Source organism: Acinetobacter sp. IK40 (genome assembly GCF_035615075.1).
Taxonomy (GTDB): Bacteria; Pseudomonadota; Gammaproteobacteria; order Pseudomonadales; family Moraxellaceae; genus Acinetobacter; species Acinetobacter courvalinii.
Map to the genome: position 1 here is coordinate 640,147 of NZ_JANBOE010000001.1, position 19,120 is coordinate 659,266.

Here is a 19,120-nt window from a genome sequence, read left to right on the forward strand (position 1 = left end):
CTAAATGTCTTTGACTTAGCTGATTTAAAGCTGTCTATTCGCTATGATAGCGTCATGTATTCAATGATTAGATTGGCTTAATGAATAAGGATTTTAAATCAGAAACCTATACTGTCGATGACAATATGGCAGACACAATGACATGGCTGATGCAGCATCAGGAGGTTTTCGATTCATTACATTTTGATGTGCATACTCAGGAACTGTCAGTTTCACATGCAGCAGGCGTGGATATTATTCGAGTCGGCATGTATCTAACTGCCAAGTATGGCATTCTGGTGACATCTATCTGATTTTTCATCTAAAAAAAGCCTTGTCATTTGACAAGGCTTTTTCATTTATGCACTCATGGCATCGACCGAAAGTTCTGCAATGGTTGGTTTTGGCTTTTCTGCGGTTAAACCCAGTTTTGCAAACAGGATCTGATCTTTGCCTTCGCCAGCATTTGGTGTGGTTAATAATTTGTCGCCAGAGAAGAGCGAGTTTGCACCCGCCATAAATGCAAGTGCCTGATCAGAATCACTGAGTGATTCACGACCTGCTGAAAGGCGGATATAACTGTGTGGCATGATGATACGTGCAACCGCAATGGTACGGATCCATTCGGTAACATCTAGTTTTTCGACATCAGCAAGTGGTGTGCCTTCGATAGGAACCAGCATGTTGATTGGCACTGATTCAGGATGGACAGGCATGGTTGCCAGTTCATGTAATAGACCAATACGGTCATTACGGCTTTCGCCCAACCCAACAATACCACCACTACAAACTTTCATGCCTGCTTGACGAACGTGATCCAAAGTATCCAGACGATCATCAAAAGTACGCGTGCTAATAATATGAGAATAGTATTCGCGGGAAGTATCCAGGTTATGGTTGTAATAATCCAGACCTGCATCTTTTAAACGCTCGGCTTGTGACTGGTTCAACATACCTAAGGTCATGCAGGTTTCAAGGCCTAATGCTTTTACTTCACGTACCATTTCAAGCACATAAGGCATGTCACGTTCATGCGGATTACGCCATGCAGCGCCCATACAGAAACGTGAAGAGCCTGATTCTTTGGCAGACTGTGCTTCACGAATGACTTTATCAACCGCAATACGTTTTTCAGCTTCTAATTTTGAATCGTAATGCGCCGATTGCGAACAGTATTTGCAATCTTCAGGACATTTACCCGTTTTAATGGAAAGAAGGGTGCTGACCTGAATCGAGTTGGCCTGGAAATGTTGACGATGTACACTTTGCGCTTCAAAAACTAAGTCTAGAAAAGGTTGATCATATAGAGCTTGGATTTCATCACGAGTCCAGTCATTACGTAAGGTCATTGTTATATCCATGATGATTGATGACAAACATTGAGACTAATCATACAGAAATCGTGCCAAAGCCAAAGGGCAAAAAACATCATTTTTCTATTTGGGGCATATCTGCCTGTTGCAATTGCTGTTGAATTGCCCAGTCAATATGCACATTGACAATCTCGTCGTGCCACGTTTTTGCATCTTGCAAGGCCGTGACAATTTCAGCTGAGTATGGAGCATTTCCAAGGCCGATTGCAATATTACGTTTAAAGGATTGATAGCCGGTACGGCGGATCGGGCTGCCTTCGGTATTGGCAAGAAAAGTGGCTTCATCCCAGCGCCAGATCTCCAGCAGGCTGATATTATCCAGACCATGCCTTGGATCAAAATCCGGAATGGAGGCAGTTTTGGCAAAGCTGTTCCATGGGCAAATCAGTTGACAGTCATCACAACCGAAAATACGGTTACCAATACCAGAGCGTAATTCTTCAGGAATGATGCCTTTATATTCAATGGTTAAATAAGCGATACATTTTCGTGCATCCAGCATGTAGGGCTCAACAATGGCTTGGGTCGGACAAATGTCGATACAGGCGGTACATGAGCCACAATGTGCAGTTGCAGGTTGGTCGAAAGGCAGTTCCAGTGACGTAAACAGTTCGCCTAAAACAAAGAAAGAGCCTGATTTTTTATGAATGAGTAGGGTATGTTTCCCGGTCCAGCCCATGCCTGCACTTTCAGCCAGCGATTTTTCAAAGATCGGAGCAGAGTCAGCAAAGGGGCGCGATTCAAAATCCCCGACTTTTTCCCGGATACGCGTGGCTAAAGTCTTTAGCCGTCCACGCATGACTTTGTGATAATCACGGCCCCGTGCATAACGCGCGATAATGGCTGAATTTGGTTCAAAAGGTACATAACGGGGCTTCGGTGAAGCCACAAGATAGTTCATGCGCACACAAATAATGCTTTTTGTACCAGGCACAAGTAAGGTTGGATCTGCACGTTTTTCCAGATTTTCTTCTAAATAGTGCATGTCTGCATGGTATCCGCGTTCTAAATATTCTTTAAAACGCGGCATTTGATCTTGAGCATCTGGTTTGGCAATGACACAATCAGAAAAACCCAAATCCAAAGCTTGTTGTTTAATCCAAGCCTTCAGTGCTTGTGGATCGAGCTGCTGTAGTTCAATCTTTTGAGATTGTGTCGGAGATGAAGAGGTTGAAGCCATAAACCAAGAATGAGGGAGAGAACATGCAAGCTGTAGTTTACCATAGCCAGAGTATCCAAGCATGGGAACAGCGTTGGTTTGCTCAGCAAAATTCATCCTTGGGGCTAATGCAGCAAGCCGCCTGGGCAATCTCACAGCAGTTAATTCCGCAATTTAAGTCAAAGAAAATTCAAAAGATCGCAGTCTGGTGCGGACAAGGCAATAATGCTGGAGACGGCTACTATATGGCTGCCTATCTGAAGCAGCAGGGAATAAAAGTGACCGTGTTTGCGACAAAACTCGGACAATCAGCGGATTTAAAACAAGCCGCAGATTATGCGCAGTCTTATCAAGTCGATATTCAAACCATCGATTATGTATTGTCAGAAACAGAAGTCCATCAAGAAATTCCAGGTTTTGATTGTCATATTGATGCCTTATTTGGCATTGGCTTGAATCGGGAACTCGACCAATATTGGCAAAAGATTATCCAGCTCTTTAATGCCCAGACAGGGTTAAAAATCTCGATTGATATTCCGAGTGGTTTGCAGGCCAACACAGGTCAGGCTTTACCTGTTGCGATACAGGCAGATCAAACTTTTACAATTTTGGGGTACAAGGCTGGCCTATTCACAGGTCAAGGCAAGCAATATGTCGGAGAATTACAACTTGTTAACCTGATTCCACCAGATACGCAATTAAAAGCGCTGGCTTATCTGTCTCCCGAAACAGTGATCTTGCCCAAGCGGCAAGCCTTTGGACATAAAGGCAGTTATGGCCATGTATTGGTGGTAGGCGGTCATGCCGATATGGGCGGTGCAGTTATCATGTCGGCTGAAGCCGCTTTTCATGCTGGAGCTGGCAAAGTCAGTGTGGTCTGTCATGCCAAACACCATCAGGCTATTCTGGCACGTTCACCTAATATTATGGTTAGAGACATCAATAGCTTAGATCAAGAACAGATTGAGCAATTACTTGAACATGTCGATGCGGTAGGTTTGGGTATGGGTTTAGGAAGAGATCAATGGGCTGAACAAATTTATCAGCAATGGTTTGTGCGACTGAATCAAAATTCTCATTTAGACGTGGTACTTGATGCCGACGCGCTCTGGTTTTTGGCAAAAGATCCACAACAGTTAAATAATCATGTGTATGCCACCCCGCACCCCGGTGAGGCGGCGACCTTGTTAGGTTGTAGCGCCAAGGAAATTGAACAGGACCGCATTGGTGCCATTCAGCAGTTGCAGCAAAAGTACGCTGGTCAATGGGTACTTAAAGGCGCGGGCAGTCTCATTTTAGAGAAAGAATTAGTCATTTGTACCCAAGGCAATGCGGGCATGGGTACAGGTGGAATGGGCGATGTACTGGCAGGCATGATTGCCAGTTTAAAAGCGCAGTTCCATCAGCAGATTGCTTTGTATGAAATTGTGAGCTTACATGCACAGGCAGGTGATCTGTTGGCTGAAAAGGGTATGCGCGGATTACAGGCACATGAAATGGGAAAAATGATTTATCAGGTGGTCAATCAAAATGACTAACGGCGTCTGCTGCTGACACGGCTGCGGCCACGAGCCATGCCACCTAATGCATTGAGCACAGCCATTTTACTCATACTGCCCGAAGCATGGGCATGGCAAATGGCGGCAGCTAGGGCATCGGCAGCATCAGACTGTGGTTTGATGCTCAGGTTCAATAAACGCATCACCATCATCTGGACCTGTTCTTTATCTGCTGCGCCGTAACCGACCACAGACTGTTTAATTTGTCGTGCGGTATATTCAGCCACCTGTAAATCCAGATTAACTAGAGCGGCAATTGCAGCACCACGTGCCTGACCGAGTTTCAATGCCGAATCAGGATTCTGCGCCATAAAGACTTGCTCTACCGCAGCTTCAGTTGGGCCATGAAATTTAACAATCCGTTCAACCCCGGCAAAGATACGTTTTAAACGTTCTGGCATTTCTTGGGTTTCGGTACGAATGGTGCCTGCATCGACAAAACGTAGTTTATTGCCATCTTTTTCGATAATTCCGTAACCTGTTAAGCGTGAGCCGGGATCAATACCAATAATTAATGACATGTTGAACTATAACAATAAAAGATTGTTGATATTGTTACATAGCAGGCTTTTCGATGCATATTATTTTTGTAGGATTTTGAATTATAACAAAATAGCAGATTTATTAAGCAAATTCGGTTTGTTCGGTTAATTATCCTGCAATTCGGTCTCATCTCAACAGTTCGATCGATATGGCTTAATCTGAGGTGATTTTGATCAATTTGTATTTAATTTGAGCGTTAGAGCGTAAATTATGTGATTTTTCTAAAAAAAATTTGCATTGTGGGGGAGATGGGCGTATAAAGCATCTCATTGATCGAAGATGTTGATCAATATGTTGTTGCGGGATGGAGCAGTCTGGTAGCTCGTCGGGCTCATAACCCGAAGGTCGTTGGTTCAAATCCAGCTCCCGCTACCACTTTTAAAGTTAATCGAATATTAGCTCTGTGATTATTGAGTTGTTGTTATCTGAAAGATTAGACAGCAATTAAGTTAGCTGAAATAACCCTAAAGAAAGCTAAAAATTATTAGATTCTAGAATTGTAGTTTGCCTCTCTCCATATATCTAGCGTTATAGTAAATCCAAATCGATCACTTGAGCTCAGGAATGAGTGATTTTGTGTTGAAAATTATTAATGAATGGCGTGTAGCCAAAGCCAGCAATGGCAATGAAATTTGTGTGCAAATTATCCCGATGAAACGTCAGCAAAATACGTTGGATGGTTTCAAATGGGTGGAAGTTGGAAAGAAAATCCAGCTAGAGTCAGGTCGGGAAATCGATTTTAATCTAGATGGCAAAAGCTTCTATACCGATGTTAATCAGCTTTATCGATTAACATAGATGATTTACGCACTTGAAGTATCTATTGGTTAAAGATAGATTGAGTTAAATCAATATTAATAATTTGATTTAACTCATAAATGAACAAAGTTTAAAGGTTTAAAAGTATGTCTGATACAGTTACTGGTACTGTTAAGTGGTTTAACGAAACTAAAGGTTTTGGTTTCATTCAAGCTGATTCTGGCCAAGATGTTTTTGCTCACTTCAGCGAAATCCAAAGCAATGGTTTCAAAGTATTAAACGAAGGCCAACGCGTTTCGTTTGTACTTGGTCAAGGTAAAAAAGGACCACAAGCAACAACAATTAAAGTTATCTAATAAGATTGCTTGAAAATGAAGCTCACTTTAGGTGGGCTTTTTTTACATCTGAACAAATTGTCGTTTGAGGCTTTACCCATAGCTGTGCTGAAGTGAATTGTAGGGCTAAAAGTTGAATTTTGCATAAGAAACCAGGCTTAAATTTAAATCTTGATGCAAAAAAATATCTTGAGCAGAAAAAACAAAAATATTTTTTATTTGGCTAAACCTCAGTTTTTAGATGCTAGATCGCTTAGCCTCTACAGGTAATTTTTTGATTTAGCAGTGAATGTTACTTGCAAATGATTTGGTTTATTAAAGTCCAACCTCATCTATTTAGGGGATAAAACTATCTATACTTCTCTCAATCTACTATCTCGTATGGCTTAAAGTTTGGTATGCTTGCAGTATCTGTCAAATAAAGATAGATTAAGTTAAATCATGATTAAAAATTTTGATTTAACTTATAAATGAACAAATTTTAAAAGGTTTAAAAGTATGTCTGATACAGTTACCGGTACTGTTAAGTGGTTTAACGAAACTAAAGGTTTTGGTTTCATTCAAGCTGATTCTGGTGAAGATGTTTTTGCACACTTCAGCGAAATCCAAAGCAAAGGTTTTAAAGTATTACAAGAAGGCCAACGCGTTTCTTTCGTACTTGGTCAAGGTAAGAAAGGACCACAAGCAACCCTTATCACTGTTATCTAATTTTTAGACCAGTAAAAAAAAGCTCACACACGTTGTGGGCTTTTTTTGTGAAAAAAAATAGTGTGGAGGAATGGTCTCAGCGTTTGATGATAGGCTGCTTGCTTCTATTTGCACGCTAAAATTCGATGAAATAATATGTTAAAAATTTATATCATTATTTTAAGGTATAATTTTTAAAGCAAAACAGGCTTATAATTATTTGAAATGTATTATAAAAGTTATAGGAATGGCGGTAGGGGAATCGCTGTGCCGATCAATAAGTCAGGCTATCTGGGTGCGATCAATAAATATTCATTGTGCCTAAAAAGTAAACTGGTGTATAGTAAATTACAACGAGAAGAATAACGCTGCTGATTCAGTAAATCTTGCATTTCATCATTTGAATAAACCTTTCGTTTTATCAGATCTAATCTCAGAGTTTATGATTCCAAGTTACGCGCTAGCAAGCACCCCAAAATTTATTAAATAGGTTAAATATATGTCGAATACTGTGACGGGTACAGTGAAATGGTTCAATGAAACCAAAGGTTTTGGCTTTATTCATGCTGATTCTGGACAGGATGTTTTTGCTCATTTCAGCGAAATCCAAAGTAGCGGTTTTAAAGTTTTACATGAAGGTCAACGTGTGACATTTACCATTACCGATGGTAAAAAAGGCCCGCAAGCAACAGGGATTACGGTTGTTCCTTAATACACTAAAAAAACCATACAAAAAAAGCTCACTTTCGTGGGCTTTTTTTGTAACCCTGTTTGTGCATTGCTCTAAATTAAATATTTAATTATTTTGAGTTAAGTGCCTATTTTTGTCATAAAACAACTTTTTTGTACAAAATTTGTGCTAGTCAGGACTACGACTTTTTGCTAATTTTATTGTGTTAATTTATTAGGCAAATTAACAAGTGCAGTACATTTAATGAGCGTTAGGGTTATGGAAAACTTGGAGTCATATGCTCAAGGGTTTGAGCAGGAAGTTCATGTACATTGTAAAAGATCTTTAGGCACGTTGTTGTTTAGCTTTATGGTTTTAATTGCAACCAGCCTATAGAAATGAAAAGCACCTTCGGGTGCTTTTTTAATGTTTTAAAATATGTCGCCATAGCGCTTTTCTAGAGAATAAACTATCAAAAATATTGAAAGATTCTGGTTTTATTAATCACTGTTTTGGCGGTAACCTTGTCTTATTGTGAAGTAAGAAAATTTATTTTTTGGGTGAATTTCAAATGTTTAACGGTATTAATAAACCAATCCATTTAGATGATGTGGTCTTTAAGGAAAGTAAAGCATCTCAAAATTCGAATGAGTGGAGCTGGGTCAATCCTAAGCATGGGGAATTTGAACATCCAGCCAATTATTATGAGAGTTCTTTAGACGACTGGCCTACCTTTGATGCACTCAATTCGGACCAAGTATGTGATGTTGTAGTGATTGGTGGGGGCTTACTGGGCGCTTCGGCAGCATTGCATTTGTCGGAACAGGGCGTGGATACGATTCTGGTGGAGAAAAACCGCATCGGTTCATCTGCATCTGGCCGAAATGGTGGGCAACTCACACCTGGTTTGGCCCGTTGGGAAGCTGAAGAAATGATCAAGCGTTTTAGCTATGAAGACGCGAAAAAGCTTTGGCATTTTACCTCTACCGAGGCAATGTCATTAATCGACCAGATCAGTGAAAAATATGATGTTGAGCTGGCACGTAAGCGTGGACATATTACCGCTGCGGTACATGAAGGGCATCTTATTGCTTTGACGCAAGGCGCAGACGCGAGAAAGTACTTAGGTGAAAACAACACCACGGTGATGGGCGAATATGAACTGAAACAATTGATCAAATCTGACCTGTATAAAGGTGGACTGGTCGATGATTTGGGTGGTCATATCCAGCCGCTGGCTTTAAACCGTGCTTTGATACATGGCTTTTGTAAAAATGGCGGTCAAGTGTTCGAACAGACCGAAGTATTGTCTATTTCTGAGCAGGCTGACGGGGTCTATGTCAAGACGAGCGGCGGTACCATCAAAGCGCGTAAAAGCGTTGTGATTGCCGTGCATCACAATGCTTTTAAATTACTACCTGAGAAAAAACAGACAGCGATTCCATTTCATACTTATATTGCGGTGACCGCACCTTTGGAGGTGCCGTTGACCGAGTTATTACCGCAGGATCATCCAGTCTATGATACGCAATTGCAGATTGACTATTATCGTGGTGTTTCGAAAAACCGTTTATTGTTTGGTGGGCAAGGAACCGGCACCAGCTGGAGCGTAGGGCGTATCAATCAGTATTTGCTGGGCCGAACTCATAAAGTATTTCCGCAGCTCAACCAGGTAGAGATGGACTTCTGCTGGAGTGGCGTCAGTGATCTGACCGTAAACGGGGCGACGGATAACCGTAAATTTGGAGAAAAATATCCAATTTATGCAGTGCACGGCTGGAGTGGTCATGGTGTGGCTCAAACCGTAAGGATCGGTAAGGCCATTGCGGATGATTTTTCTGGTTTAAATACCGATTATGCAATGCTCACCAAAATCCAGCATAGCGATATTTTATTTGGACGTTTGCTGGCACCGCTGGCGATTCCAATGTCAAAAGGTTGGTATGGTATGACAGGCATGTTGAATCCCGGGAAAATGGTTTCTTTCTAAATATCGATCTATCTTGTCCCTAAAAAGTGCCTCTTATCTAGAGGCACTTTGCATCTTGGTTTTGTAATGTTGAGCTATTGAACATGGCCGTATAAAAATCTATTAATGAATCTGGCTAGATTTTATGCTTTAGTAAAATGCGCTGGGTGTGCTAGGCTTGATAAAAAAAGAGATCAGCTCATGGATATCATACAAGTCAAAGATTTTCCGGCATTCACTGGCTATACTGAAGCGATTCTGGCGATGGATGCGTGGATTAATACGCGACCTTATTTTTATATCATCAAAGAGCACTATTTGGTCGATGAGGCGATTCGGTTGGAATATATTATTATCCAATAATCATAATTAGGATTTGAGAAAAAGGAGATTCTGTTTTGGGTCATGATGCAAGAATAGATTCATTCTGGGAGGACGTGAATATTGCGGATCAAAACAAAGTAACGTATTTGTTAGAAATGTTTGAGCGTGGTGTTCAGCAAAATGAGACTGATACACTTGAATTTGTAGTCGACGTGGCATTTAAAATAGAGAATCTGGAAATCAGAGCTTCGGCACTAAATCATTTATTATTGTTGGATGGACATGACCAGCATCAAATGATAACCAAAGAGCTGCAAGATCTTGCTCATCCATCAAGCGTCGCAATTATTGCCAGAATCCTTGAACAGGATTTTAAGCGTTTTGAATATACTGCTTCTGATGATAGTGTTATTGCAAAATGGTTTAGTCATGCTTTAGCTGATATTGGTACGCTAGATGCAATGGCTGTGTTAAAGCGCTATACACAAAGTCAAAATCAAGACATTGCGCAGGAAATGCAATATCGCTTAAGAAAAATAGCAAATAAACAGAATTTATAGGCAGATGAGTAGGCCGGAAGATTAAAGCCTTTAAAAGGCTTATAAATACTTTTAAAAAAAATTATGAACCGAATATAAGTTTGCATCTTGTTTCAAATCATTGACATAAAAAGTTAAGTTATTTTGTTATCTTTGCTTTTTCACTTTATCAGAATTCAAATTATGAAAAAGATCTTACTTTTAGGTGCAATTGTCGCTTCATTAGCAGCGTGTTCAGCAACTCCAAATAAAGATATGACGCCACCAAAAATTGGTATGCCTAACCCAGCAAGTAAATTCTGCGTAGACCAAGGTGGACAGCTGGAAATCCGCAATGAAGCCAATGGTCAGGTAGGTTATTGCAAATTACCAAATGGCCAGGTGGTTGAAGAGTGGGAACTGTTCCGCGCAAGCCAGCCAAAATGTATCGCTGACGAAGCAACTAAGTTAATCGGTCAGTCGGGCTTAACAGAAGCACAGATTAAACAAAAAACCAAATCTGAAATTGTTCGCAGTGTGGGTCCAAACCAGCCTGTTACCATGGATTACCGTGAAAATCGTGTGACCGTAACGATTGATCCTCAATCGAAGAAAATTACCCAAGCAACTTGTGGCTAATTTTTAAAGACGCTTTGGGCTCTCAATTAGATCAAATTTAATTGGGAGCTTTTTTATACAAGCTTTTTTACAAGACTTGATAAATTTGAAAATGTACCCATCATTAACTTTATTGGGTTTATTTTATTTGTTGTGTCAGGATTGATTCATCAATATTGCACAAGGTTTTAATTTTAGAGATTTGACATGAATCTACTTCTTATCGTGGTATTTGGCACAATTGCCGAGGTTTTAGTCTGGATTGGCGTGGGTGACCTCGTTGGAAGTATGTGGTATGTCTTTTTCTGGTTCATCATCGCATTCTTTATTGGTTTAAACCTGTTGCGTTCAAGTGCTTCAACGATCATGCCGCAATTACAGCAAATGCAGATGACAGGTCAGTTGGGTGGTGATCCTGCTGTCACCAAGAAACTGGCACTGGCGATGGCAGGTTTCTTACTGATGATTCCTGGTTTGATTTCTGATGTGTTGGCAGTATTAGTCTTGATTCCAGCAGTTCAAACCGCATTCCGCAATGCCTTGATGAAAACTATGGCCAAACGTCAGCAAGCCATGATGGATAAAATGATGGGCGGTATGGGTGGCATGAGCGGTGGTGCAGCAGGGCAAAATCCGTTTGCTGATCTGATGCGCCAGATGCAAGATATGCAAAACCAGCAACAAGGTGGTGGTCAGCATCGAGACTCAACCATTATTGATGGTGAAGCACGTGAAGTAAAACCGGATCAGAAGAAAATTGAATTTAAAGATGTGAATTAATTCATTTCATTTTTATAAAAAGCACACTTTATTTGGTGTGCTTTTTTTATGTTTGGTTTTTTGAGTTGGCTAGATCGGGTGATTCTGGTTTGGTAGACGTAGCTGTTTCTTTGGAATGCGGTTGATATTGGCTCGGGGGCAGGGTGGTCACCTCATTTTCTGACTGTTGGTACTTGCGACTACGATTGGCGCGTTCGCGAAATCCACCTTTATTGATCAATTGGGCCATGCGTTACTCCACACTGCGTAAAATCTTATTTTATCAAATTACATGAAAGATCAAAATAAAATGAACAGCTTAATCATTGAGTCAAACTTAAGATTCTAACCAAATTGTCATAAAAATTTGTTAATTTGAATGTGTAGGTCAGAAAACGTGATTGAATTATGGTTTTTTTTCTCATAGGATAAAAGTGTGACATATGAGTATTTGTTGTAAAAAGAAAATAAAAAAATAAAGAGGAGGTATGAATGATGTTATATCAATATCATTGTGCATGTTGTGACAAGGTCGTTGCATCAACAGATAAAGAGTGCCCTTATTGTGGTTCTCAGCATATTCGCAGCCCGTATGGCATGTGGATGTTTTGTGTTGCTGCCTGTCTGGCAGTGGTGGTTGTGATTAAACTTGCACATTTATATAGTCAGCATCATCAAGAAGATCAGCCAGTGCAAAGCAATTCGCTACTGGAGATGTTCAAACAGGACAATACCAATTCGAATAAATAATTTCTGGGGCAATAAAAAAGCTCGCCATGGCGAGCTTTTTTACAGTAAAGGAATTACAGTCCAGCAGCATCCTTAAGGATGTCAACTTTATCGGTTTTTTCCCAGGTAAATGCAGAATCAGAACCTTCACGGCCAAAATGACCATAAGCCGCTGTTTGCTTATACATAGGTTGAATCAGATTCAACATACGGGTAATGCCGTATGGACGTAAGTCAAAATGTTCACGTACAAGTTGAACAATCAGCTCATCCGATACTTTGCCGGTATTAAAAGTATTGATTGAAATCGAAGTCGGTTCAGCTACACCGATTGCATAGCTCACCTGAATTTCACATTTATCTGCCAAACCAGCTGCAACAATATTTTTTGCTACATAACGGCCCGCATAAGCCGCTGAACGGTCAACTTTTGATGGGTCTTTACCAGAGAAAGCACCACCACCATGACGCGCCATACCGCCATACGTATCTACAATAATTTTACGACCTGTTAAGCCACAGTCACCTACAGGACCGCCAATGACGAACATACCTGTCGGGTTGATATGGAACTTCGTGCCGGCATGGAACATTTCAGCAGGAATGATCGGTTTAACAATTTCTTCAATCACAGCTTCTTTTAACTGGATTTGAGAAATTTCAGGATCATGTTGCGTTGATAATACAACTGCATCTAAACGAACCGGTTTGCCATTTTCATAAGCAAAGGTCACCTGGCTTTTCGCATCTGGGCGTAACCACGGTAATGCACCTGAACGGCGTAATTCTGCTTGACGCTCCATTAAACGGTGCGCATAAGAGATTGGGGCAGGCATCAGCACGTCAGTTTCACGGCTTGCATAACCGAACATCAAACCTTGGTCACCTGCGCCTTGATCTTCTGGCTTCTGGCGATCAACACCTTGTGCAATCTCAGGAGACTGTTTACCGATCATGTTGATCACGGCACAAGTTGAACCATCGAAACCTAAATCAGAATGGTGATAACCGATTCCATTGACGGTTTGACGTACAATCGCTTCAAAGTCCACATTTGCTGTCGTTGTGATTTCACCAGCAAGAACAACCGCACCTGTTTTTACTAATGTTTCACAAGCGACACGCGCATACGGGTCTTCTCTTAGGATTGCATCTAAAATTGCATCGCTAATTTGGTCAGCCATTTTATCTGGATGACCTTCGCTTACAGATTCTGAAGTAAAAACAGCATACTCGCGCATGAACGTCCTATCATTGGTATTTTCAAAAAGACAGAGTATGTTACATCGACTTGGCGCATAGGACTAGCACAAGCTGACTAAAAAGCGTGAATTTATTTCATTTTCATGATGTTTTTATTGATATGTGTATCAGGGAAATTGATATTTATAGTTTTTGATATGAATAAATCTGTAATTTACTGTTTAAATTTTTTACAAGGAAGCACAGGCGCCGCCTATCGTATGAACATTTACACATTTAATGTTAAATGATTGCGTGAAAAACAAGAAATATCGTGTATTGGACTTTACCCCTTGGCGTTTTTTTAAGACAATAGTCTCAGTTTTTGAAAGATGATTTCTCATCTTCTCTCATCTTATTTGATTTAATCGGATTCTGACTTATGACAACCCCTTTAAATGAACGTCGTATTGCAAACGCAATTCGTGTCTTGGCAATGGATGCTGTGCAACAAGCAAACTCAGGGCATCCAGGTGCACCAATGGGGATGGCAGATATCGCTGACGTTGTTTGGCGTGAATTTTTAAATCATAACCCGACCAACCCGCAATGGGCGAACCGCGACCGTTTTGTATTGTCGAATGGTCATGGCTCAATGTTGCAATATGCCTTATTGCATTTGACTGGTTATGATTTATCTATTGAAGATTTAAAACAGTTCCGTCAATTACATTCTAAAACACCAGGTCACCCTGAATATGGTTATGCACCTGGTATTGAAACTACAACTGGTCCATTGGGTCAGGGGATTGCCAATGCAGTCGGTTTTGCATTAGCTGAAAAAACGTTGGCTGCACAGTTCAACAAAGATGGCTTAAACGTTGTTGATCACTTCACTTACTGCTTCCTTGGCGATGGCTGCTTGATGGAAGGTATTTCTCACGAAGTATGTTCACTTGCAGGCACATTAGGTCTGGGTAAGCTAATCGCATACTACGATGACAATGGTATCTCGATCGATGGTGAAGTTGAAGGCTGGTTCAGCGATGATACTGAACAACGTTTCAAAGCTTATGGTTGGCAAGTGCTTCGTGTAGATGGTCATGACGCTGATGCAATTCGTCAAGCGACTGTAGAAGCGAAAGCTGAAAGCAATAAACCAACCATCATTATCTGTAAAACAGTGATTGGTTTGGGTTCACCAAATAAACAAGGTAAAGAAGACTGTCACGGTGCACCACTCGGTAAAGATGAAATCGTTTTAACCCGTGAAGCATTAGGCTGGAAAGAAGATTCATTTGTTATTCCTGAAGATGTTTATGCAGCTTGGGATGCAAAAGCAAAAGGTCAAACCTCTGAAGCAGCTTGGAATGAATTGTTTGCTCAATACCAAGCAAAATATCCAACTGAAGCAGCAGAATTATTACGCCGTATCAATGGTGATTTACCTGCTGAATTTGCAGCACAAGCAGATGCTTTCATTGCTGAAACCAATGCCAAAGCTGAAACTATTGCGACACGTAAAGCAAGCCAAAATACTTTACAAGCGTTCGGTCCATTACTTCCTGAATTATTAGGTGGTTCTGCTGACTTGGCAGGTTCTAACCTGACACTTTGGAAAGGTTGCCAAGGCGTACAAGAAAATCCTGCGGGCAACTACGTGTATTACGGCGTTCGTGAATTCGGTATGACTGCAATCGCGAACGGTGTAGCTTTACATGGCGGTTTCGTTCCTTACGTTGCAACATTCTTGATGTTTATGGAATATGCGCGTAATGCAGTACGTATGTCTGCATTGATGAAGCAACGTGTGATTCATGTGTATACGCATGACTCAATTGGTTTGGGTGAAGATGGTCCTACACATCAGCCAATCGAACAAATTGCATCATTACGCGGTACACCAAACTTAAATACTTGGCGTCCATGTGATACGGTTGAAGCAGCTGTTTCTTGGAAATCTGCACTTCAACGTAAAGAAGGCCCATCTGCGTTAATTTTCTCTCGTCAAAACTTGCCGTTCCAAGCGCGTAATGAAGCTCAAATTCAAAACGTGGCAAAAGGTGGTTATGTACTTGCTGAAGAGAAAGGTGAGTTGAAAGCAATCATTATTGCAACAGGTTCTGAAGTTTCATTGGCAATGGAAGCATATGCACAACTTGAAGGTGTGCGTGTCGTGTCTATGCCATGTGCCGAAGAGTTTATGAAGCAAGATGCTGCATATCGTGAAGCGGTATTGCCTTCGCATATCCGTGCACGTGTAGCGGTTGAAGCGGCTCATGTAGACTACTGGTGGAAGTTTGTTGGTTTAGACGGCAAAGTGATCGGTATGACCACTTACGGCGAATCTGCGCCAGCAAAAGACTTGTTCCAGTTCTTCGGTATTACCACTGAAGCGGTTGTTGCTGCGGTTAAAGAATTGACTGCTTAATTGAATTAAGTTGTATAAAAAAGCGTCCTGATTCAGGGCGCTTTTTTACATTTGTGAATTGAGTTTCTTAAAACAATAGTGATAGAAAGTTAAAGAAATTATGAAATACTCTTTGGTTTTATAGGGGAATAAAAATTATTATGAATTACATGCACCCATATTTATTTTCAATAATTTGTAGAATCGCAGCTAACCAGACTTATTATTTTGAGTGTGATGAATGGCGTTTAAAACTTAGAGAAGCTTTATTTGAACAAAGTACAATGGCTGATCTCGATATAGGTTTTGATACAGAAATTCTTTGCACAGAAGATCCAAAACAGAATCTATGCAAATATCAATTGTTTAAATATACAGACAGTTTAATTCAGAGTTTGAACAACGTTGAAAATTTATCTACTTGGCGGGTCTTTGGCGTCAATTGTATTGATACGTATGAAACACATTTTTTGAAGATGGCAAGCTTGGATATAGTTCATAATTTTGAAAAACCAGAGTTTTTTCCGCAGTATAAGATAAAAATTATAGAACTGATTAACATGCTTTTAACCAATAAATATGGTTATGAGTTAAGAAGTATCGATGAAAAATATATTAAATTGGACCAGAAACAGGGGCTTTTCTACTGTCCAGATGACAAAAGTGAAGTGAATTGGTATGACTTAATTTATATGATTATAAGCCCACAAGCAAAACAGATCATTCCTCAGCATATGTTGGAAGAATTTGATTGTCAGGAACTAAATTATCAGTTCAAGATTAATTTTTTGTAAAATATGGTCTTTAACATAAAGACCATATTTATATCTCTTACGCAATATTTAATTCACTCTGAATCGAGATATTTGACGTTAACAATTTATGAATCGGGCAGCTTTCCGCAACTTTTAATAAACGCTTATGCTGATCTTCGGTAAATTCACCTTTTAAGATAATTTTACGTTCAATATTGTTGTGTCCTGATTCAGGTTCGCCGTTCGGATTTAAGGCTAAATCGACCTGAACATGCTCAAGCTTGATGCCTTTGTGATTAGCATACATTTCTAAGGTAATGGTAGTACAGGCACCTAAAGCTGACAGTAAAAGCTGAACTGGGTTGGGTGCAGTATCTTGACCGCCTTTATCGGCTGGCTCATCTGCATACCAACTATGACCAGAAGAATCTATCAATGTAACGCGATAAGGTGTTGAAGTACTGAGTGCTTGAGCTGTATGTGTCATATTCTACCTTGTTGTTTATCTTTAAGAATTTAAATCTATATATGAACTGATCTTGTTACTTCTCAGATCAATTGTCGAGTAGCGAATAGTCTTATGATAGGCGTTTTACATAATAACTGTAACGCTTTTATTGTTGCATGGATGAAACATATCGTTTTATAAAGACTAGTGAATAAAAATACTTGATCTATACACTAATGGCTATATCAAACAAGGATACCAAAAATGCAATTTAAAACATTAAGCCTCGGTTTAGCAGTTGCTTTAGCTAGTTCTGTAACGTTGGCTGCGCCAGTCGACTATAAAATTGACCCAACGCATACTGCGACAGTATTCAGCTGGAATCACTTTGGTTTCTCTACACCAAGTGCAAACTTCACTGATATTCAGGGTACAATTAAAGTTGATAATGCAAAACCTGCAAACTCATCAGTTGAAGTAACGATTCCTTTAAGCAGTGTCAATACGAATGTGCCTGCTTTGGACAAAGAGTTCCAGGAAGAAGCATGGTTTAATGCTGCAAAATATCCAAACATTACTTTCAAAAGTACTAAGGTAGAAACCAAAGACAAGAAACACTTTAAAATTACAGGTGATTTAACGGTTAAAGGTGTAACTAAACCTGTGGTATTAAATGCTGTACTGAATAAACAAGGCGAGCATCCAATGGCAAAAGTACCTGCAATTGGCTTTAATGCAACCACTAGCTTTAACCGTTCTGCATTTGGTATCGGTAACTACGTCCCGAATGTAGGGGATAAGATCACAGTAAATATTACAACTGAAGCAACTGCTGCAAAGTAATATCGAAGTTTAGCAAAAAAGCCTGAATGACCAGCTCATTCAGGCTTTTTTATTTGCTTATTATTCATGTGCTATATTATTAGTATTCTAATATTTGTTTGTTATCAGAATACTAATTTTTTGTAGTATTACGTGACCTTTAACTATGTTTTATCTTTGAACGACGTTTGGATTGGTAAATATAACGAATCGAGTCGACCACTTCACCCACGAAAATACATTCTTCGTCTAAGGGAATAATATTTGGTTTAAATTCCGGATTAAGCGCCTGTAAGTATCTCGAATTATCAGTCTCGATCACCAGTTTCTTGAAGGTGGCATCTTCATGTTTTCTCACCACAATCATGTCACCTGACTGCATATCACTATACTGGACGGTTGGATCAACCAGAATGTAATCGCCCTCATGAAATACAGGATAATTACTTAGACCTTGAACTTTAAGATAAAAACACTGATCACAATCATCGGGTAGCGGTAACCATTCTTCAACCTGAGCCATATCAACAGCTTGCACATTGGTAAAAATACCTGCTTGTACCCATGACAAAACAGGCGCCATCTTGGCCTGAACCGGAGAAATATTAATTGCATGTTCGGGCTGGGATGGATCTAGTTCGGCTTGTCCTTGACCAGTTTGCAGCCAGTAAGCATCAACACCTAAGTATTTGGCGATAGAGGGAAGATGCGAGGATGAATTCACTAATCCTGTTTCCAGTTGGCTTAAAGCGGACTGGGTTATTCCGACAGCGGCAACCACATCTTTTTGAGACTTCTTTGCTCTTTTTCTAGCTTCTTTGAGCCTATCTTTTAGCATTTCAATCGACCTGAATATTATTAAATTCAGAATATTAGCAAACTAATGTGAAGTCAAATTAGTATTCTTATTGATTTTATATTAGTTTACTAATATTATGGTCATATTACTTAAATTTCAATGTGAGAGGTGGCGTATGGGCAAAGCAATAACTCCAAACATGCATATCAAACAAAACTTAAATGCTGAAATTGAAGCCTGGTTGGCAAAAGGCAATGCAATCACCCAGATTCAAACTAAATTTCAGCCACGAAGAGTGGAATACAGTAAAAAACTAAAAGCGATGCGACTGGAAGATGAGCAGAAACAGCTCAAAAAACAAAAGCGTATCGACAATCAGGCTACGGAACAACAGATTACGATGCTCAGCAACTGGCTCAATCAACACAAGGGTAGAGCCAAGGCCTTGGTTGAAGTGCTCGGCTGTGCGCATAGCTATATTTCTCAAATCAAGAGCTTTACCCGGCCATGTAGCAAGAGCCGATTTGAAGAGATCAAACAGGCCATGCACTGTGTGGAGCAAACAGAAAAATATCATTAATTCAAAGATGAAAAGAGAAAGCAAGGTAGCGTCAGGTCGTAAATAAAGTCATGACATGCACAAGCAAGCATGAACATGATGATTCAAGTTGGCAAAGGATCTATTACTTGAGGGACAACATAGATCAAGCCAGAAAAATAAAT

The 19,120-nt window shown here is 40.1% G+C and carries 23 protein-coding genes and 1 tRNA gene; 17 read left to right on the forward strand and 7 right to left on the reverse strand.

Translation table 11 applies throughout. From position 1 onward, the window contains the following. The first annotated feature begins 80 nt into the window (after positions 1-80). Positions 81-293 (forward strand): hypothetical protein, encoded by a 213-nt coding sequence (locus MSG93_RS03150; protein ID WP_324620551.1) that lies wholly within the window; start codon positions 81-83, stop codon positions 291-293. A gap of 45 nt (positions 294-338) precedes the next feature. Here the strand turns inward: MSG93_RS03150 and bioB are convergent, their stop codons facing one another. Both bioB and queG read right to left on the reverse strand, forming a co-directional pair. Beyond that, complete coding sequence (bioB, locus tag MSG93_RS03155) at positions 339-1,328, reverse strand: biotin synthase BioB (protein ID WP_324620552.1); 990 nt, start codon at positions 1,326-1,328, stop codon at positions 339-341. A 79-nt stretch (positions 1,329-1,407) separates the two neighbouring features. After that, positions 1,408-2,532, reverse strand: a complete 1,125-nt coding sequence (gene queG, locus MSG93_RS03160; protein ID WP_324620653.1) for a tRNA epoxyqueuosine(34) reductase QueG — start codon at positions 2,530-2,532, stop codon at positions 1,408-1,410. Positions 2,533-2,555: 23 nt separating this feature from the next. On the opposite strand from queG, the gene MSG93_RS03165 reads away from it, so the two are divergent. After that, a complete protein-coding gene (locus tag MSG93_RS03165) occupies positions 2,556-4,049 on the forward strand; it encodes an NAD(P)H-hydrate dehydratase (protein ID WP_324620553.1) in 1,494 nt (497 codons plus the stop codon). Here the strand turns inward: MSG93_RS03165 and ruvC are convergent. Continuing rightward, complete coding sequence (gene ruvC, locus MSG93_RS03170) at positions 4,046-4,591, reverse strand: crossover junction endodeoxyribonuclease RuvC (protein ID WP_005229920.1); 546 nt, start codon at positions 4,589-4,591, stop codon at positions 4,046-4,048. The two genes, MSG93_RS03165 and ruvC, sit on opposite strands and share 4 nt — an antisense overlap. 320 nt (positions 4,592-4,911) lie before the next feature. Here ruvC and MSG93_RS03175 point away from each other — a divergent pair. The 10 genes from MSG93_RS03175 (at position 4,912) to MSG93_RS03220 (ending at position 11,273) form a co-directional block, all read left to right on the forward strand. Further along, positions 4,912-4,988, forward strand: a tRNA-Met gene (locus tag MSG93_RS03175). Between the two features lie 189 nt (positions 4,989-5,177). Then, positions 5,178-5,411, forward strand: a complete 234-nt coding sequence (locus MSG93_RS03180; protein WP_005229922.1) for a hypothetical protein — start codon at positions 5,178-5,180, stop codon at positions 5,409-5,411. Positions 5,412-5,518: 107 nt separating this feature from the next. After that, positions 5,519-5,728: a cold-shock protein gene (locus MSG93_RS03185; protein WP_004661816.1), complete on the forward strand. Its 210-nt coding sequence runs from the start codon at positions 5,519-5,521 to the stop codon at positions 5,726-5,728. A gap of 477 nt (positions 5,729-6,205) precedes the next feature. Further along, positions 6,206-6,415 carry a cold-shock protein gene (locus MSG93_RS03190; protein ID WP_004771798.1) on the forward strand — a complete coding sequence of 70 codons (210 nt, stop codon included), beginning with the start codon at positions 6,206-6,208 and terminating at the stop codon, positions 6,413-6,415. A gap of 478 nt (positions 6,416-6,893) precedes the next feature. Beyond that, complete coding sequence (locus MSG93_RS03195; protein WP_005229924.1) at positions 6,894-7,106, forward strand: cold-shock protein; 213 nt, start codon at positions 6,894-6,896, stop codon at positions 7,104-7,106. A 529-nt stretch (positions 7,107-7,635) separates the two neighbouring features. Then, a complete protein-coding gene (locus MSG93_RS03200) occupies positions 7,636-9,054 on the forward strand; it encodes an FAD-binding oxidoreductase (protein WP_324620554.1) in 1,419 nt (472 codons plus the stop codon). A gap of 180 nt (positions 9,055-9,234) precedes the next feature. Beyond that, the gene (locus tag MSG93_RS03205; protein ID WP_005229928.1) at positions 9,235-9,396 is read left to right on the forward strand and encodes a hypothetical protein; all 162 of its coding nucleotides are present in this window, start codon (positions 9,235-9,237) and stop codon (positions 9,394-9,396) included. Positions 9,397-9,431: 35 nt separating this feature from the next. After that, positions 9,432-9,917, forward strand: a complete 486-nt coding sequence (locus MSG93_RS03210; protein WP_324620555.1) for a hypothetical protein — start codon at positions 9,432-9,434, stop codon at positions 9,915-9,917. Positions 9,918-10,079: 162 nt separating this feature from the next. Then, positions 10,080-10,514 (forward strand): DUF333 domain-containing protein, encoded by a 435-nt coding sequence (locus MSG93_RS03215; protein ID WP_005285230.1) that lies wholly within the window; start codon positions 10,080-10,082, stop codon positions 10,512-10,514. A gap of 186 nt (positions 10,515-10,700) precedes the next feature. Further along, positions 10,701-11,273 (forward strand): FxsA family protein, encoded by a 573-nt coding sequence (locus MSG93_RS03220; protein WP_324620556.1) that lies wholly within the window; start codon positions 10,701-10,703, stop codon positions 11,271-11,273. Positions 11,274-11,319: 46 nt separating this feature from the next. Here the strand turns inward: MSG93_RS03220 and MSG93_RS03225 are convergent, their stop codons facing one another. After that, positions 11,320-11,502 (reverse strand): hypothetical protein, encoded by a 183-nt coding sequence (locus MSG93_RS03225; protein WP_312050087.1) that lies wholly within the window; start codon positions 11,500-11,502, stop codon positions 11,320-11,322. A gap of 242 nt (positions 11,503-11,744) precedes the next feature. Between MSG93_RS03225 and MSG93_RS03230 the strand changes: the two genes are divergently transcribed. Continuing rightward, positions 11,745-12,002 carry a hypothetical protein gene (locus MSG93_RS03230; protein WP_005229937.1) on the forward strand — a complete coding sequence of 86 codons (258 nt, stop codon included), beginning with the start codon at positions 11,745-11,747 and terminating at the stop codon, positions 12,000-12,002. Between the two features lie 53 nt (positions 12,003-12,055). On the opposite strand, the gene metK is transcribed toward MSG93_RS03230, so the two are convergent. Continuing rightward, positions 12,056-13,222, reverse strand: a complete 1,167-nt coding sequence (metK, locus tag MSG93_RS03235) for a methionine adenosyltransferase (RefSeq protein WP_004771809.1) — start codon at positions 13,220-13,222, stop codon at positions 12,056-12,058. A gap of 383 nt (positions 13,223-13,605) precedes the next feature. On the opposite strand from metK, the gene tkt reads away from it, so the two are divergent. Together tkt and MSG93_RS03245 are read left to right on the forward strand one after the other, a co-directional pair. After that, positions 13,606-15,594 (forward strand): transketolase, encoded by a 1,989-nt coding sequence (gene tkt, locus MSG93_RS03240; RefSeq protein ID WP_324620557.1) that lies wholly within the window; start codon positions 13,606-13,608, stop codon positions 15,592-15,594. 140 nt (positions 15,595-15,734) lie between these two features. Beyond that, a complete protein-coding gene (locus tag MSG93_RS03245; RefSeq protein ID WP_324620558.1) occupies positions 15,735-16,367 on the forward strand; it encodes a hypothetical protein in 633 nt (210 codons plus the stop codon). Positions 16,368-16,404: 37 nt separating this feature from the next. Here the strand turns inward: MSG93_RS03245 and MSG93_RS03250 are convergent, their stop codons facing one another. Continuing rightward, a complete protein-coding gene (locus MSG93_RS03250) occupies positions 16,405-16,815 on the reverse strand; it encodes an OsmC family protein (protein WP_324620559.1) in 411 nt (136 codons plus the stop codon). Positions 16,816-17,040: 225 nt separating this feature from the next. Here MSG93_RS03250 and MSG93_RS03255 point away from each other — a divergent pair, with 225 nt between their 5' ends. Then, positions 17,041-17,619, forward strand: coding sequence for a YceI family protein (locus MSG93_RS03255; RefSeq protein WP_324620560.1), 579 nt, complete (start codon positions 17,041-17,043; stop codon positions 17,617-17,619). Between the two features lie 139 nt (positions 17,620-17,758). On the opposite strand, the gene MSG93_RS03260 is transcribed toward MSG93_RS03255, so the two are convergent. Next, complete coding sequence (locus tag MSG93_RS03260; protein ID WP_324620561.1) at positions 17,759-18,436, reverse strand: XRE family transcriptional regulator; 678 nt, start codon at positions 18,434-18,436, stop codon at positions 17,759-17,761. A gap of 136 nt (positions 18,437-18,572) precedes the next feature. Between MSG93_RS03260 and MSG93_RS03265 the strand changes: the two genes are divergently transcribed. Further along, on the forward strand, positions 18,573-18,977 hold the full coding sequence (locus tag MSG93_RS03265; RefSeq protein ID WP_324620562.1) for a hypothetical protein: 405 nt from the start codon (positions 18,573-18,575) through the stop codon (positions 18,975-18,977). The last annotated feature ends 143 nt before the right edge of the window (positions 18,978-19,120 follow it).

Coding starts and splice junctions, on each gene's coding strand:
- MSG93_RS03150 (WP_324620551.1), top strand. CDS start 81: ATGAATAAGGATTTTAAATCAGAAACCTATACTGTCGATGACAATATG.
- bioB (WP_324620552.1), bottom strand. CDS start 1,328: ATGACCTTACGTAATGACTGGACTCGTGATGAAATCCAAGCTCTATAT.
- queG (WP_324620653.1), bottom strand. CDS start 2,532: ATGGCTTCAACCTCTTCATCTCCGACACAATCTCAAAAGATTGAACTA.
- MSG93_RS03165 (WP_324620553.1), top strand. CDS start 2,556: ATGCAAGCTGTAGTTTACCATAGCCAGAGTATCCAAGCATGGGAACAG.
- ruvC (WP_005229920.1), bottom strand. CDS start 4,591: ATGTCATTAATTATTGGTATTGATCCCGGCTCACGCTTAACAGGTTAC.
- MSG93_RS03180 (WP_005229922.1), top strand. CDS start 5,178: ATGAGTGATTTTGTGTTGAAAATTATTAATGAATGGCGTGTAGCCAAA.
- MSG93_RS03185 (WP_004661816.1), top strand. CDS start 5,519: ATGTCTGATACAGTTACTGGTACTGTTAAGTGGTTTAACGAAACTAAA.
- MSG93_RS03190 (WP_004771798.1), top strand. CDS start 6,206: ATGTCTGATACAGTTACCGGTACTGTTAAGTGGTTTAACGAAACTAAA.
- MSG93_RS03195 (WP_005229924.1), top strand. CDS start 6,894: ATGTCGAATACTGTGACGGGTACAGTGAAATGGTTCAATGAAACCAAA.
- MSG93_RS03200 (WP_324620554.1), top strand. CDS start 7,636: ATGTTTAACGGTATTAATAAACCAATCCATTTAGATGATGTGGTCTTT.
- MSG93_RS03205 (WP_005229928.1), top strand. CDS start 9,235: ATGGATATCATACAAGTCAAAGATTTTCCGGCATTCACTGGCTATACT.
- MSG93_RS03215 (WP_005285230.1), top strand. CDS start 10,080: ATGAAAAAGATCTTACTTTTAGGTGCAATTGTCGCTTCATTAGCAGCG.
- MSG93_RS03220 (WP_324620556.1), top strand. CDS start 10,701: ATGAATCTACTTCTTATCGTGGTATTTGGCACAATTGCCGAGGTTTTA.
- MSG93_RS03225 (WP_312050087.1), bottom strand. CDS start 11,502: ATGGCCCAATTGATCAATAAAGGTGGATTTCGCGAACGCGCCAATCGT.
- MSG93_RS03230 (WP_005229937.1), top strand. CDS start 11,745: ATGATGTTATATCAATATCATTGTGCATGTTGTGACAAGGTCGTTGCA.
- metK (WP_004771809.1), bottom strand. CDS start 13,222: ATGCGCGAGTATGCTGTTTTTACTTCAGAATCTGTAAGCGAAGGTCAT.
- tkt (WP_324620557.1), top strand. CDS start 13,606: ATGACAACCCCTTTAAATGAACGTCGTATTGCAAACGCAATTCGTGTC.
- MSG93_RS03245 (WP_324620558.1), top strand. CDS start 15,735: ATGAATTACATGCACCCATATTTATTTTCAATAATTTGTAGAATCGCA.
- MSG93_RS03250 (WP_324620559.1), bottom strand. CDS start 16,815: ATGACACATACAGCTCAAGCACTCAGTACTTCAACACCTTATCGCGTT.
- MSG93_RS03255 (WP_324620560.1), top strand. CDS start 17,041: ATGCAATTTAAAACATTAAGCCTCGGTTTAGCAGTTGCTTTAGCTAGT.
- MSG93_RS03260 (WP_324620561.1), bottom strand. CDS start 18,436: ATGCTAAAAGATAGGCTCAAAGAAGCTAGAAAAAGAGCAAAGAAGTCT.
- MSG93_RS03265 (WP_324620562.1), top strand. CDS start 18,573: ATGGGCAAAGCAATAACTCCAAACATGCATATCAAACAAAACTTAAAT.